The 14,364-nt window shown below is 58.6% G+C and carries 12 protein-coding genes; 9 read left to right on the top strand and 3 right to left on the bottom strand.

The window, feature by feature from the left end:
• The first annotated feature begins 16 nt into the window (after positions 1-16).
• Positions 17-1,012, top strand: a complete 996-nt coding sequence (locus AC0IM9_RS19510) for a Gfo/Idh/MocA family protein (RefSeq protein ID WP_482805135.1) — start codon at positions 17-19, stop codon at positions 1,010-1,012.
• 24 nt (positions 1,013-1,036) lie between these two features.
• Here AC0IM9_RS19510 and AC0IM9_RS19505 read toward each other — a convergent pair whose 3' ends face one another.
• The 3 genes from AC0IM9_RS19505 to AC0IM9_RS19495 form a co-directional block, all read right to left on the bottom strand.
• Complete coding sequence (locus tag AC0IM9_RS19505) at positions 1,037-3,199, bottom strand: hemerythrin domain-containing protein (protein ID WP_482805134.1); 2,163 nt, start codon at positions 3,197-3,199, stop codon at positions 1,037-1,039.
• A 136-nt stretch (positions 3,200-3,335) separates the two neighbouring features.
• On the bottom strand, positions 3,336-4,382 hold the full coding sequence (locus AC0IM9_RS19500) for a GlxA family transcriptional regulator (RefSeq protein ID WP_482805133.1): 1,047 nt from the start codon (positions 4,380-4,382) through the stop codon (positions 3,336-3,338).
• Between the two features lie 14 nt (positions 4,383-4,396).
• Complete coding sequence (locus tag AC0IM9_RS19495; protein ID WP_482805132.1) at positions 4,397-4,831, bottom strand: hypothetical protein; 435 nt, start codon at positions 4,829-4,831, stop codon at positions 4,397-4,399.
• 169 nt (positions 4,832-5,000) lie between these two features.
• On the opposite strand from AC0IM9_RS19495, the gene AC0IM9_RS19490 reads away from it, so the two are divergent.
• The 8 genes from AC0IM9_RS19490 (at position 5,001) to AC0IM9_RS19455 (ending at position 14,123) form a co-directional block, all read left to right on the top strand.
• A complete protein-coding gene (locus tag AC0IM9_RS19490; protein ID WP_482805131.1) occupies positions 5,001-5,537 on the top strand; it encodes an RNA polymerase sigma factor in 537 nt (178 codons plus the stop codon).
• A 77-nt stretch (positions 5,538-5,614) separates the two neighbouring features.
• Positions 5,615-6,574, top strand: a complete 960-nt coding sequence (locus AC0IM9_RS19485) for a FecR family protein (RefSeq protein WP_482805130.1) — start codon at positions 5,615-5,617, stop codon at positions 6,572-6,574.
• A 127-nt stretch (positions 6,575-6,701) separates the two neighbouring features.
• Entirely contained in the window at positions 6,702-9,176 is a 2,475-nt protein-coding gene (locus tag AC0IM9_RS19480) for a TonB-dependent siderophore receptor (protein ID WP_482805129.1), read from the top strand.
• On the top strand, positions 9,173-10,369 hold the full coding sequence (locus AC0IM9_RS19475; protein ID WP_482805128.1) for a PepSY-associated TM helix domain-containing protein: 1,197 nt from the start codon (positions 9,173-9,175) through the stop codon (positions 10,367-10,369). Before AC0IM9_RS19480 ends, AC0IM9_RS19475 begins: the two co-directional genes overlap by 4 nt.
• Before the next feature lie 144 nt (positions 10,370-10,513).
• A complete protein-coding gene (locus AC0IM9_RS19470) occupies positions 10,514-11,062 on the top strand; it encodes an RNA polymerase sigma factor (RefSeq protein WP_482805127.1) in 549 nt (182 codons plus the stop codon).
• 11 nt (positions 11,063-11,073) lie between these two features.
• Positions 11,074-12,279 (top strand): PepSY-associated TM helix domain-containing protein, encoded by a 1,206-nt coding sequence (locus tag AC0IM9_RS19465; protein WP_482805126.1) that lies wholly within the window; start codon positions 11,074-11,076, stop codon positions 12,277-12,279.
• Between the two features lie 580 nt (positions 12,280-12,859).
• Complete coding sequence (locus tag AC0IM9_RS19460; RefSeq protein ID WP_482805125.1) at positions 12,860-13,330, top strand: hypothetical protein; 471 nt, start codon at positions 12,860-12,862, stop codon at positions 13,328-13,330.
• A 181-nt stretch (positions 13,331-13,511) separates the two neighbouring features.
• On the top strand, positions 13,512-14,123 hold the full coding sequence (locus AC0IM9_RS19455; protein ID WP_482805124.1) for a hypothetical protein: 612 nt from the start codon (positions 13,512-13,514) through the stop codon (positions 14,121-14,123).
• Positions 14,124-14,364 lie beyond the last annotated feature (241 nt).

Raw genomic sequence — 14,364 nt, 5'->3', positions numbered from 1 at the left:
CCGCGATTTCAAGCCGATGGCAATTGTACTCGACGAAGTCCGCTGGGGCATGATCGGCTGCGGCGCGGTCGCCGAACGAAAAAGCGCGCCGGCCTTCAACAAGGTCGCCTATTCCCGACTGGTCGCGGTGATGGGCCGTAGCGCCGAGAAAGCGGCGGATTATGCGACGCGCCACGGCGTGCCGCGCTGGTACGCGGATGCGAAAAAGCTGATAGCCGATCCGGCAGTCAATGCCGTGTATATCGCGACACCGCCGTCCAGCCATGCCGAATATGCGCTGCAAGCCTTGCGCGCCGGTAAGCCGGTTTACGTGGAAAAGCCGATGGCCTGCCGTTATGCCGATTGTCTGGTGATGAACCAAACCGCCCGCACCGCCGGATTGCCGCTGTTCGTGGCCTATTACCGCCGCGCGTTACCTTACTTCTTGCAGGTCAAGGCCCTGATCGACGCCGCCGCAATCGGCTCGGTATTGGCGGTCAACATCCGTTTGGTGCAAACCCCGCGCCCGGCCGACCGCAATCCGGAGCAATTGCCTTGGCGGGTTAATCCGGATATCGCCGGCGGCGGCTATTTTTACGATCTGGCCTGCCATACACTGGACGCGCTGGATTTCATTTTGGGTCCGATCGTCGACGTCACCGGCCATTGCGCCAATCTCGGCGGGCTTTACCGGGCAGAAGATACCGTTGCGGCAGCGTTTCGCTTTGCCAACGGCGCAATCGGCTCCGGTTTTTGGTGTTTTGCCGCCGCCGAAACCAGCCGGGCCGACAGCGTCGAAATTCTGGGCAGCGCCGGTGCGCTAAGTTTTTCCACTTTCGCCTTTACTCCGATCGTGCTGGAAAACGCGGCCGGAACCCGGCAATTTCTGCCGCCCAATCCGGAAAACATCCAGTTGCACCTGATCGCAGCGATTGTCGCCGAATTACGCGGCCAGGGCTGCGCGTCGTCCACCGGCGAAACCGCGGCCAGAACCAACTGGGTGATGGACGCGATTTGCGGGCATTTGGGGTGAAAGTCACTCTTGCCAAACAAACGCTTAAACACTGAACACGTTCATCTCCTTCCAGTGTTGGCTGAAGGCCATGTCGGAGTTGACGATGTGCTTGGTCCAGCGCTCGATGAATTCCGGCAGGTCGGTTGGAGCCAGTTGGTCGCGCTGAATTTTTTTGTCCATTTCCAGTAGCTTCTCCAGCATCAGATTGTGTTCCTTGGCGTGGTTGGGGTAATGCTGGAAACCCGATTTTTTCATCAGCGCTTCTTCCTCGGCGAAATGTTCCTTGACGTGCTGATACAGCTCGAACATCAGATCCAGCCGTTCGTCCTTGTTGCGGGCCGCCAGCAGTTTGTCGGCAATCTTGAAGAAGTCTTGGTGTTGATTGTCCACTTGAGGGTCGCCCATCGCATAACAATCCTGCCACACGCAATGCGCCACGCTGCCGGGCACCGCCTTGGTCACGCCGGCCGGTTGGCGATGTTTGGCGAGGTAGTCCGCGGTTTTATCGTCGCTTTTTTTGAAGACGAACGCTTTACGGGCCTGATGGTAGGCATCGCTGCCGTAAAAGTTGGCATACATTTGCGCCAACTCGAATTTCCGGTACGCCGCCAGCGGTTTGATGGCTTCGTCCCGGCAGCGGACCGCGGCTTTTTCGGCCAGCATTTTCTGCAGATTGGCCGGGTCGGCGATCAAGGTGTTTACCGAATGGCGGATTTGTGCGGCAAAGATCGCATGCTGCCGGTCGAGCACCTTGTCGATCATGCCCAGGTGCCAGGCCCGGCGGGCGCTGACCGGCAGGCGCCGTTCGGTCAATTCGGCCGCGGCGGCGTGGCCGACCCGCTTCGGCAATAAATAGGTCCAATATTCGGAGCCGTACAACTCGCCCATGTTTTTGTAGTGCGGGTTGAAGACGACGCCGTCGCGGACGAATACTTTATCCGGCGCCAGTGCCAGAATCGCGCCGCCTGCGCCGGCGTTGCCGGCCACCGCCGCAATAGTGATTTTGTCCATGGTGGTAATGATCTGCCGGATCAGGTCGTCGATCGCATTGATGTTGTCCCAGGATTCGTCGGCCGGATTGGCCGCGGCCTCGATCAGGTTTAAATGAATGCCGTTGGACCAGAAGTCGTCGCTGCCGGTCAAGACGATGGCTTTCACATCCAGCGTCGCCACGTGTTGATAAACCCGCAACAACAAGCGGCATTGCTCGGTGGACATGCCGCCGTTATGAAATTGAAAATGCAAGTAAGCGGCCTGACCGACGATTTCGTACCAGACTTCCTGCCAGGGATATTGTCGGCCTGGCCGGGTGTAATCCGGTTCGTGGCGTTTGACGGTTTTGCCGAACCAGCCGGACAGGCCGGCTGGCGGTTCCGGCAGCAAATCGGCCAATGCGGTTACCGCCGGCAGCTTGATTGCGCTGGTATCGCCGGTTTTGGGTTTCAGGTGGCCGATCCAGATCGAGCCGTCCAGCGTGGCGCGGCAAATCGCGCCGTCGGCAACGGCAACGATTTCGCCGGGTTTGCCGCCGCAGCGTTCGCCGGCCGTGGCGTTGTATAAGTAAAACGGCCGGCCGTAGAGCTCGTCCAGCACGCCGGGGCTACCGTCGGCGGCATGGATTCTGGCCAGGATTTCGGCGGTCGTGTGCCGTTTCCAGTCGATACGGCGATCGGCTTGTTTCATGGCCGGCCGCAGCCGGCCTTTGACATCGGCCCGGTTGTAATCCAGCGGTTCCGGCCGGAAATGGGCCGAATCCAGATAGGTCATGGCTTCCCACAGGCAATCCACCGCGCACTGCGCTACTTCCCGATTGAATATGCTGCTCTTGTTGGCTTGGCGTAGCGGGAAACATTTGGTCGCCCAGATGGCGCCGGCATCCATTTCCCGGTCGGCGGCCAGTAGCGTTACTCCCCATTCCGGTAGCCGTTCCTGAATCGCCCAGTCCAGCGACGACGGGCCGCGATCGCCTTTGATGCCGGGATGCACGATCAGGCAGAGATATTTGTGGTAGATGTTTTCCGGCAGGCGCCGGGTCAGGTAAGGGCAAAGAATCAGATCCGGTTTGAATAATTCCACGCCTTCGGTGAGTTGCGCGTCGTTGCCGTGATGCAATTCCACCGAGACGTCGTAACCGGCGTCGTCGAGTTCGGTGTAAAAGCGTTGAGTCAATCCCGAAAAGGCAGTTGAGATCAATAAAATGCGCATAACGGTTCTCCTGGGTGTGGTTACTGCCGGGCAAAGCGACGGCCTGCCCGGCCGGTTTTATAGCCGCGGTTACTGAGGGAACTCCGAAGCCGACGATAGCGCTCCGGGCACGAACGGAATCTGGCGGTTAACGTCCTTACTGTTGCCAGGCTTGGCCAATCACGGATGCGGCTCGACTGAATCGCTGTCGATAGTTTTGCGGATTGATGCCCAACTGACGGATAAATGTGCGTCGCATCCGCTCCGGATCTTTAAAACCGGTCTTTTTGGCGACGCTTTCGATGGACTGTTCGGTGGTTTCCAGAAAATGCCGGGCTTGGTCGATGCGGGCGGTTTCGACGAACTTGGCCGGTGTCATACCGGTTTCGTTCAGAAACACCCGGGCGAAATTACGCGGACTCATCGCCAAACGTTCCGCCATCGTCTCGACTTTCAGTTCGGTATGCAGATTGGCGATGATCCAGGACTGCAATTCGCGCAAGTCGGTACGCTGGAAAGCCTCGTTGGATAAATAACTGCTGAACTGGGATTGGCCGCCCGGCCGTTTTAGGAATACAACCAGGAAACGGGCGACAAACAGCGCCAAATCCCGGCCCCAATCTTCCTCGAGTAAGGCCAACGCCAGATCGATGCCGGAGGTGATGCCGCCGGAGGTGAAAATATGGCCGTGTTTGATGAAAATCCGGTCCGCTTCGACCTGGATGTTCGGATAGCATTCCGCCAGTTGCTGGCTGTAATGCCAATGGGTGGTGGCAATCCGGCCGTCCAGCAAACCGGCTTCGGCCAACAAAAAGGCGCCGGTACACACCGAGGCGATGCGGCGAACCTTGGGTGCCATCGCGGCGATCCAGTCCAGCAGTTCCCGATTGTGCAATTCCTGCGAAATGTCGCCGCCGGGAATCAACAAGGTGTCGAACTCGGTCGAAGTATCGCCGTAAATGTCTTCGGCGACGATTTGCAGGCCGGACAGCGTCGCCACCGGCCCCGGACTCCGGCCCAACAGTTTGATCGTGTAAATCGGGTCGCAGTCGATACCGTGTTGGCCCAAGCCGAGATTGGCGAAGTTGAACACTTCGAACGGCCCGGTGATGTCCAGCGATTCCACGCCGGGAAATACGACGATGCCGATGGTACGCGATTGGTATTTGAAGTTTTCCGGATGAGCAAAGCTAAATGTCGTCATGACATTTTCCCCCGTTAGCTGGTCTCGCTAACAAGCGTACTCGTTCTGGAGGATGATTCAATGACAACTTTCCCTCGTTTTCTGCCAATGCTGATTCTGGCGGACCCTGCCAGGGTCGCCGTTGGGAGCTCGACCGATCGCGGCGCACCGGGGTAAATACCGGTACGCGGCGAGACATTCGAATCCGGGGCGGTCGATTCGTAATAGGTTTTATCCAACAAGTTGCGGATATTGAATTGGGCGGTGACCGGGAATTTATGCACATTCCATTTGTAGGCGGCAAAGGCGTCCAGCCGCACATAACCGGGCAACTGGAACGGGCTGCCGTAGTAGGCATAGCTTCCCTCGTGCTTGCCGGCCAGCACGCCGCCGACAGCACTCTGCCGCGGCCTTCGGTCAGCGTCGGCAAGTTCGCCAGACTGCGGCAATTGCCACAGTCGATGCGGCATTTCCCGCAATTTTCAAGCGGCAAGTTTGTCTGCCGCGCGTCCAGCCCAGCCGATTCTTGTCTCCGCGACGCCGAATTTAGCGGGCGTGCCGGGCAAAAGCGGCGCGAGGCGTTGATGCTGGCGAAAGTTTTGCTTCGGGAAAGCCGGTTTCCCTCCGCAATTTTTTGCCATGTTAAAACTCGACCAAGCCTTTGCCAGCACGCTGCTCGAACTTCACCGCGAGGAATTATTCGGTTTTGTGTTGAATCGGGTGAGATGCCCGGATGCGGCTGCCGACATCCTGCAGGACGCGTTCTTTCGTCTCAGGCAAGTCGAAGTCGATGCGCCGATCCGGAATCCGCGGGCGTTTCTGTACAAAGTGGTCGGCAATCTGGCGATAGACCATATCCGGAAAATTCAGCGCGAACAGGCGCGCCATGCCGACGCCGAGGAATTGGCCGAACATGCCGACGCTCAGCCCGGCCTGGAGCGCCAGCTCTACAGCCAGCAGCAGCTGGCCCACTTGCGTATCGCTATTGCGGAGCTGCCGCCGCGCTGTCGGGAAGTGTTCGTTCTGCATAAATTCAAACACTACCCGTATTCGCAGATCATGCGGGAACTGGATATCTCGGAAAACACCGTGTTGAAGCATATCGTCAAAGCGCTGGAGCATTGCCGGCGGCGGATGCAGGAACTGGAAGCCGGCGGTCCTGCCGACAGGTCGTAGCCGGAAGCCGGCCGATCGTGGACAATACCCCGGCCGAATTGCCGTGCCGATTTCCTTCAGACTCCCGCTTGCCGCCCATGCCAGACCGCCGACAGCAACATGCAGAACAACAGGCCATGGAATGGCAGGCCCGATTGAGTTCCGATCTGGCCGACGCTGCCGTGCACCAGGCGTTTCAGGCCTGGCTGGCTCAGGCTTCGGAAAACCGGCAGGCTTGGCGCGACGTCAACGACTTTTGGCGCGGCCTGGACCAATTGCCGCTTGCCGATACCGATTTAGCGCCGCCCATTGCAGCGGCCAGGCCGGTTACAAGACCGCGCAAGCGCTGGTCTAAAACCGGACTGGCCTTGGCGGCCTCCGCCTTACTGGGGTTGACGCTGACCTATCCGCAATGGAGCCTGTTGCTGGCCGATTACCGCAGTGCAGTCGGCGAACAACGCCAGGTGCAACTCAGCGACGGTTCTACCGTATTGCTGAACAGCGGCAGCGCTTTTTCGGTCAACTTCTCCGCCGAGCGGCGCCGGATCGAATTGGCGCGCGGCGAAGCCTATTTCGAAGTGGCGGCCGACAAGCGGCGGCCATTTGTCGTCGCCACCGAAGCCGGCGAAGTCCAGGCCCTGGGTACCGCGTTCAGCGTCCGCTGTCGGGACGGCCGGGCCAGCGTCACCGTATTCGAGCATTCGGTAAAAATCACCACGGCCGGGGGCCGGACTCACGAGCGCCTGTCCGCCAACCAGCAGCTCGGCTTCGCCGGCGACCGGCTGGAGCCGGCGGCGGCTGTCAATCCGCAACGCGCCGGCGCTTGGCGGCAACGGCGTATGGTGTTTCAAGACCAAAAGCTGGCAGAGGTTATCGCCGAACTGGAGCGTTACCGGCCCGGCAAGATACTGATCGTCGATCGCCGCATCGCCGATTTGCCGCTGACCGGCGTGTTCGATATCGGCGATACCGATCAGGCGCTGCAAACCATTGCCCAGACTCTTCCCGTCAAAGTCACCACATTTGGTGACGCGCTGGTGTTTCTTTCCGCCGGCTGATTGTTTCGACGCCTGAAATTTTTTTTCGGGCGGATGGATGCTCTACCGAGTTGATTTCGTCTTCATCGCAGGAGCCGGCGGCATAAGCCGCTGCCGGCCGAATCGGATATCAATCGACGGAGTCCCAATGATGCATGAAGCCAGTATCCCGCCGTTCGCCGCTGCCGCCAGCCCGGCCGCAAATGCCTGCCGCGAGCGGCGGGCGCAGGTCTGGGCCGCCCCGCTGCTTTGCGCCGGATTGTTGCTGACGGCCTTTCCGGTCCGCACAATCGCCGACACCACGGAAAAGTCGCCGCCGACGGTGGAGTTTAAGATTCCGGCCGGGGCGCTGGCCGATGCGTTGCTGCAGTTTTCCGAGGCCAGCGGCCAGCGATTGCTGATCAATGCCGATCTGCTGCGCGGATTGGTTTCGCCGGGCTTGCAGGGAACAATGACGTCGAGCCAGGCTTTGCAGCGCTTGTTGGCGGGCAGCGGTTTGACGGTCCGGCGTACCGAATCGGGCAGTCTGACCTTGGAAAAAGCCGCGGCCGCATCACCGCAGTCGGCCGCTTCCGTATTGCCCGGCGTGACGGTAACCGCTAGAGCCGAATACGCCGATACCGACCCGTACAACCCGCATTACAACCGGAGCGTTGCCAGCACGGCGACCAAGACCGACACGCCGGTGATGGAAACTCCGGTTTCGATCCAGGTGGTGCCGAAAGCGGTGCTGCAAGACCAGCAGGCGATCCGGGTCGGCGATGCACTGCGCAATGTCAGCGGTTATTTCGATACCCGCGGCGAGGAGTTTTTCTACGACACGGCTTTTCTGCGCGGTTTCGATACCGGTAGCAGCCAGTATATCGACGGCCTGCGCGACGTTTCCCAATCGCACTCGTTGGCCAACATCGAACAGGTCGAAGTTCTGAAAGGCCCGGCCGGCGCCTTGTACGGCCGATTACAACCGGGAGGATTGATCAACTACGTTACCAAACGGCCGTTGGACACGCCTTACTACTCGGTGCAGCAGCAATTCGGTTCGTTCGATCTGTACCGGACCCTGGTCGATGCAACCGGTCCGGTCAACCAGGGCGGCAGCCTGCTGTACCGCTTCAATATGGAGTATCTGGACAGCAATTCGTTCAGGGATGTGGTGCATAAAGAGCGCGGTTTCGTCGCGCCGTCGTTGGCCTGGATATTGTCGCCGCGCACCCGGCTGGATTTCGATTTTCGTTACCACGATGTCAACGGCCCGACGACCTTCGGCGTTCCGGCGGTCGGCAAGCGGCCGGCCAACGTACCGATCAGCCGTTATTTCGGCGAGCCGGCGCTGGATGGCGCCGATTTTAGCTTGCTTTACGGCGGCATGAGTCTGAGCCACGAATTCAACGAGCGCTGGAAGCTGGAAGCCAAGGCCGCTTACAACAGCAACCACCAATACAGCGCCGGTGTCGGCATCGAAGCCCTGGACGAAACCAGCGGCGAGGCTTCGCGCTGGTACAGCATGTACGATTACGACCAGGACAGCATTCAGGGTCTGATCAACCTGACCGGCAAATTTTCGCTGTTCGCTACGGAACATACGCTGGCGGTCGGCGGCGATATTTTTAAAATCGATTACCGCAACAACACCGCGTTGTTTCTGTGCGAAGTGGGCTGCGGCAATACTTTTCCGGCACCGATCAATATTTATCAGCCCATGGTTTACGGCCGGCCGGGCGTGGATTTGAGCCAGGAACAATACGATCCGACTTCGTCCGGCCGCGATTCCTGGTGGGGGCTGTACATCCAGGACCAAGTCAAAATCAGGGAAGATTGGCACTTGTTGTTCGGTACCCGTTACGACCAGGCCCGCACCAGCTGGGTCGATACGCCGACCACCGACGACGGCGAGTTCAGTCCGCGGGTCGGCTTGCTGTATCGGCCGTTGCAGTGGCTTTCTATTTACGGCAACTACAGCAAAGCCCTGAACGCCGCCAACAGCGTGTTGGTGGCGCCCGGCACGCAGCGCAAACCGGAAATGTCGGAAGGTTACGAAGCCGGCCTGAAAGGCGAGTGGTGGGACGGCAGGCTCAACGCCAGCCTGGCGTTCTTCGAATTGACCAAGAAAAACGTGGCTCAGACCGACCCCGGCGACCAACGCTACAGCATCTTCGTCGGCAAGGGCCGCAGCCGCGGGATAGAGTTCGATATGTCCGGCCGGATCACCGAGCAGTGGAATCTGATCGCAACTTATTCCTATACCGACACCCGGGTGGTGGAAGACGCCGACTTCCGCGACAAACGCTTCATCAATGTGCCGCGCCATGCCGGTAGCCTGTGGTCGAAATACGAGTTTGCCGAACCGGCCTTGAAAGGCCTGTGGTCGGGTGCCGGCGTCTATCTGGTCGGCCAGCGCGAAGGCGACAACCTCAACTCGTTTCAATTGCCCGGCTACGCGCGGGTCGATGCCGCGTTGGGCTACGCCTTTCATGCCGGCCCTTCCAAGATCAGTCTGCAGTTCAATATCGACAATTTGCTGGATAAGCGCTACTACACCAACTCCACCTGGGGCAGCCGTACCGGCGGGATTCAACCGGGCGCGTCGCGCACCTTTTTAGGCTCGGTGCGGATCGAGTTTTGAGCCCGGCAGGCTTACGGCGGCGGCAGACCCGCCGCAAAATCTGGCTCAAGCTGCACTTGTATCTGGGGTTGAGCGCCGGGGCAATCGTCGCGCTGGCGGGTATGACCGGGGCGATTCTGGTGTTCTACGAGGAGCTGCAGGAAATTCTGAACCGCGATCAAATCGTGGTTGCCGTGCCGGCGCACCCTCAAGTCCGCTCGCTGGACGAGATGGTCGCGGCCGCCGATAGCCTGAAGCCGCCCGGCAGCCGCTTTTTTAAGGTCTATTATCCGCGCCGGCCGGGCTTGGCCTATAAGCTGTTGTATTACGCATCCGTAAGTGGCGAAGCGGACGGCGACGGCTATTACCTCTTCGTCGATCCTTACACGGCTCAGGTAACCGGCCGCCAATTGTGGCATCCCGCCGCCGGTTACTGGCGGCGGCCGCTGGTCAGCTTCATCATGCAACTGCACTATTGTCTGTTGCTGGATCGGTTTGGCGTGGTTTTAGTCGGCATTGTCTCGGCGCTGTCGCTGGTTTCGTTATCGACCGGGCTGGTGTTGTGGTGGCCGTCGACCGGCCGTTTTACCCGAGCCTTGGCGTGCAGACGCCGCGCCGGTTGGGTCAGGCGCAACTACGATCTGCACAAACTGGCCGGTGTTTTGAGCTTTTGTGTGTTGTTTCCGGTGCTGTTTTCCGGGGTGTATTTCAATTTGCCGGAGCCGGTCAACCGGGTGGTCGGCAGGTTTTCGGTGTTGACGCGGCCGAATGCCTGGGAAGGGATCGATAGCGAAAAGTTGTATTCGGAACCGGCCCTGGGCCGCGATCCAATCAGTTTTCAAGCGGCGGAAGCGGCCGTGAATCGGGCGTATCCCGGCGGCAGGTTGTGGATGTTGACCGCACCGACCGGGGAGCGGGGCGTGTTTCGGATTGCCAAACGCGACGCCGCCGAGTTAAGCGGTTTTGCTTTGGGCTATCGGGATTTCGCCGTCGACCAATACAGCGGCAGGTTATTACAAGTCTACGAAGCGGGGCGCGGCAGCTATGGCGATGTGTTTTTGGATTGGCAATGGCCGATCCACAGCGGCCAGGCTTTGGGTTGGAGCGGGCGGCTGGCCGTATTCGCGTCCGGTCTGGCTTGCCCGCTGTTGTATCTGACCGGGGTGCTGCGTTGGCTGCAAAAGCGGCGGGCCGCGCACGCACGGGAAAATTAAACTATGTTAGCTGCCGGCTGGATTGGGCGATATGCCGTATCGGCCAAGCGACATGGCGCGCAACATTTTGAATGTACAGGTGTTTTTCTGTGGCATGAAACTGGCTGTGTATTCGGCCGACCCCTCTTGCCTATTCCGCCCACCATGAGTTTGGACATTGCCGTACTGTACCGGAGTTACCGTAAAGAGTTGCAGCACCATTTGCAACGCATCGTACACTGCCCGGAGACGGCTCAGGATTTGGTGCAGGAAAGCTATCTGATTTTATGCCGTAACGCTGCCGATACCATTGAGCATCCGCGCGGCTTGCTGTACCGCATCGCCGGCAATCTGGCTTTGGACCATTTGCGCCACGGCCGCATCGTCGATCGGCACCGCGAAACCTGCGATGCGCCGGAAACGGACCGCTACCCGGACGCCGAGAGCCAAGTTGCGGATGCCCAGCGGCGGGCGTTATTGCATCAATCCATTGCCGAATTGCCGCCGCGCTGCCGGGATGCCTTCATCTTGAACAAGCTGCGCGGCATGAGTTACCGCGACATCGCCCTGCTACTCGATATCTCCGAGAGCGCCGTGGAAAAACACGTCATCAAGGGCGTGACGTATTGCCGCAAGCGCCTTGGCGGCCAGATTCGTCGACGGGAAGCTCTGGCAACTCCGCGCGTTAGCGGTTCCAAGCATCTAGTGGCATAAAGGAGCGATCCATGAAATGGCGCCCGTTCTGGGTGGTTGTACACCGTTACGCCGGGCTGGCGATGACTGCTTTCCTGATTATTGTCGGTCTGACCGGCAGTTTGTTGGCTTTTTACCATGAGCTGGATACTTGGCTGAATCCGGCATTCTCAGTGCCTGCCGCCGGGCAGCCCAGGCTCGAATTGCCGGTCGTGTTAGAGCGAGTGGAACGGTTGGCGCCCAACGCCCGCTTACAGTCGGTAAATTTGGGGCACGACTTGGTCGAGGTTTGGCTCGAACCGAAAACCAACCCGATGAACGGCAAGCCTTACGCCTTGGATTACGACCAATTGCTGCTGAATCCTTACAACGGCGACGAGTTGGGCCGGCGCAAGTGGGGCGATCTTAGTCAGGGTTTGACCAATTTGTTGCCGTTCGTCTACCGCTTGCACTACGCCTTGGCGTTGGACGAAATCGGCGGCTGGATCATGGGCATTACCGCGCTGGTGTGGACGCTGGACAGCTTCGTCGGTTTTTACCTGACGCTGCCGCCCGCCCGGCGCAACGCTGCGGGAGCCCCGGCCAAGCCGTTTTGGCGGCGTTGGGCTGTGGCCTGGAACATCAAATGGCAGGGTTCCGCGTATCGGATCAATTTCGATCTGCACCGCGCCGGCGGCCTGTGGCTGTGGTTATTGTTGCTGACCTTCGCTTGGTCCAGCGTTTACATGAATCTGAGCGACAGCGTTTACGCACCGGTGACGCGGACGCTGGTCGGCGAATACCATGAGCCGTGGATCGATGTTCCCGACCTCGACCAGCCGCTGGAAAACCCGGCCATCGGCTGGCGCGACGCCTACCGTATTGCCGGTGAATCTTTGGCCCAGGCCGCCCGTGAACGCGGCGTGGCAGTTAATGAGCCCGTGTCGTTTCGCTACAACGCCGCAAAGGGATTTTACGTTTACACGGCGCGCACCGGCGCCGACATTCAGGATACGGGCGGCGAGACCCGGCTGGTGCTGGACGCCACGACCGGCGCACCGGAATTGTTGCTGTTTCCCCGCGGCCAGTACGCCGGTAACACCGTAACCAGTTGGCTGGCCGCGTTACACATGGCCAAGGTGTTCGGCCTGCCTTACCGGATAGTGGTCTGCATCCTCGGCTTGGCGATCGTCATGCTGTCGGTGACCGGCGTGGTGATTTGGTTGAAGAAGCGGCGGGCGAGGTTGGTTAAATCTTGAATAACCGCTGAAATCAAAACCCCGGTTTGGATGGGCTATATCCCTACGAAGGCGACCATGAACGCAAGTCTAAAAGGTAGCCGAGCCATTCGGAGAAGTTTTATCCGACAATCGTCCGGGGTGGGATTGAGTAGATCAAATTCAACAGAGGGACTTCACAGCTTACCGGCAATTACTGCAACGGTACGATTTATTAGTCAGCAGGAGCGCCAAGGTCAATTGTCTATATTGTAAGGCGTTGTATACCTCGTCAGGTATTCGCTTACGCAGAAACAGCCAGAAGCCCAGGTTGCTCGGTGGGTTCTGGCTGATCATGGTCTGGATGCTCAACGAGCTCTGTATCGCGTCCAGGTACATCGCCAAACCGACCGGCGTCCCGTAGGCGCAACCAGCGCGCTGCCGGCCAAAACCATTTCGAAACCCAAAACGCCTCATGACAAACGGACACTAAAAATAAGTGCTCAATACCGCCGGAGATGAGCAATTGATCAACAAACAACCAAGTCAAACCCACAGCACTACCCAACTCAATTTCGGCGGCATTCAACGTAATGCCGGTCGCGACTACTACGAGTATTGAGTGCCAAGCTCCCTCAAATTGCTGTTAGCCTGGACGCCAACAGCGGAACTTGATCGGAGATCACGGGATAACCCTGAGCTATTCAAGAGCCGTTTCGGGTTTGCGCCACCGACTATCATCCGCGAACAGGTCATCGCCATTCGCCGGCAGCATGACTTCACGGATCAGAAAATCCGCTGGCTACGCTACTCAGGCTTGTTAAAAATCACCGCCCAGGAAGCCAAGCTAGCACCCAGTCGACTGATATTCATGGCAGGATGGCTGCAATTGCCCTTCGTGAGCCTGGTTTGCTCTTCCATGTTATTTCAAATTTCTTACCCCACCGCCATCGTTCCCGCCAGGAAACAAATGGCAGGATACTTATTCATTTGCGGGTATTGGATGATGATGGCCTGGCCGCTAGGCAAGCTCTATCTGGAGCCGTGGTATGTGTTGAAACGGGCGGGCGTTATGGAAGCTAAGTCATTTTGACACCGAGCAAGCGGGCGATCCGCGACAAAGCGAATAATAGCCCTATCGCGTTGCCGATTGGACGTAAGGACAAGTTTGTTCGAAGTAGCGATTTGCGAAAATTGGCTAACGCCGATGATCATCACTAAGTTGCGCGGCTAAAACCACAACCCCACCGGCAACCAATTTTAGAGACTAACAGATGGCACGAAGGGAATCGACAAACGACAGGGAAGCTTATGCCCGCCCACGTGACCAGCACGCTCGGCATCGATCCGGATTCGCCAGCCTGCCTCACTGGAAAAACCTGAATCCAATCGTTATTGGCTTAACTTCGAGAAAGGTCGGCGGCAACCTGGGCGACATCAATCTGATCCACGATACCTTCCACAGCCGGTTTACCGATCACGTGGATACCAGAGCCGTCACCACCCTACCGGACATGCAGGCCTGTCCTGAGCGGAGTCGAAGGGGCGCGAGACAAGTCCGCAGCCTGCGCGAAGCGGCCAGCATCAGCACCACCTTGGCGGGCCTGCTCATCCAATTCGCTAGCGCCGGTCGCGCCGACCAGCAAGCCCTGCTCGATCAAATCCTCGACGCCTGGAGCGACACCAGCACCATGGCCACCACCTTTGGCGGCGCCTACAGCGGCCACAGCCTGACCGTCAACATCCAAAACGTCGCCGCCGGCAGCGCCGCCTACAACGCCTGGGCCGACAAACTGACCGTCCTGGAACACTTCAACGATCGCACTTTTAACATTGTGCCGGTCGGTATAGCAGCAAATAATGAAACTTGGCAAATAGCAGCATGAAAATCTCGATAAATATGTTTCGGAAAAATGAATTTTTGGATTGGATAGGTTATGACGGAGATTGATATAAATTTGAATAATGCGAAAGAAATAGAAATACGGCGCAATGCCCGATGGTTATTGCGTATATGGACTCCTCCCGTTTTGCAAGCATTTCCCCTGTTGGTTGATGGTACGACTGCACACGTATATCCGGCCTGTAAATGAGCGCAATTGGCTCGGGCCGTAATGGGCTGTTCGC

The sequence above is a fragment of the Methylomonas sp. Uni0011 genome, from assembly GCF_056850255.1.
Note: the sequence above shows the minus strand (reverse complement) of the source record. Positions and strands in the feature narration are given on the sequence as shown.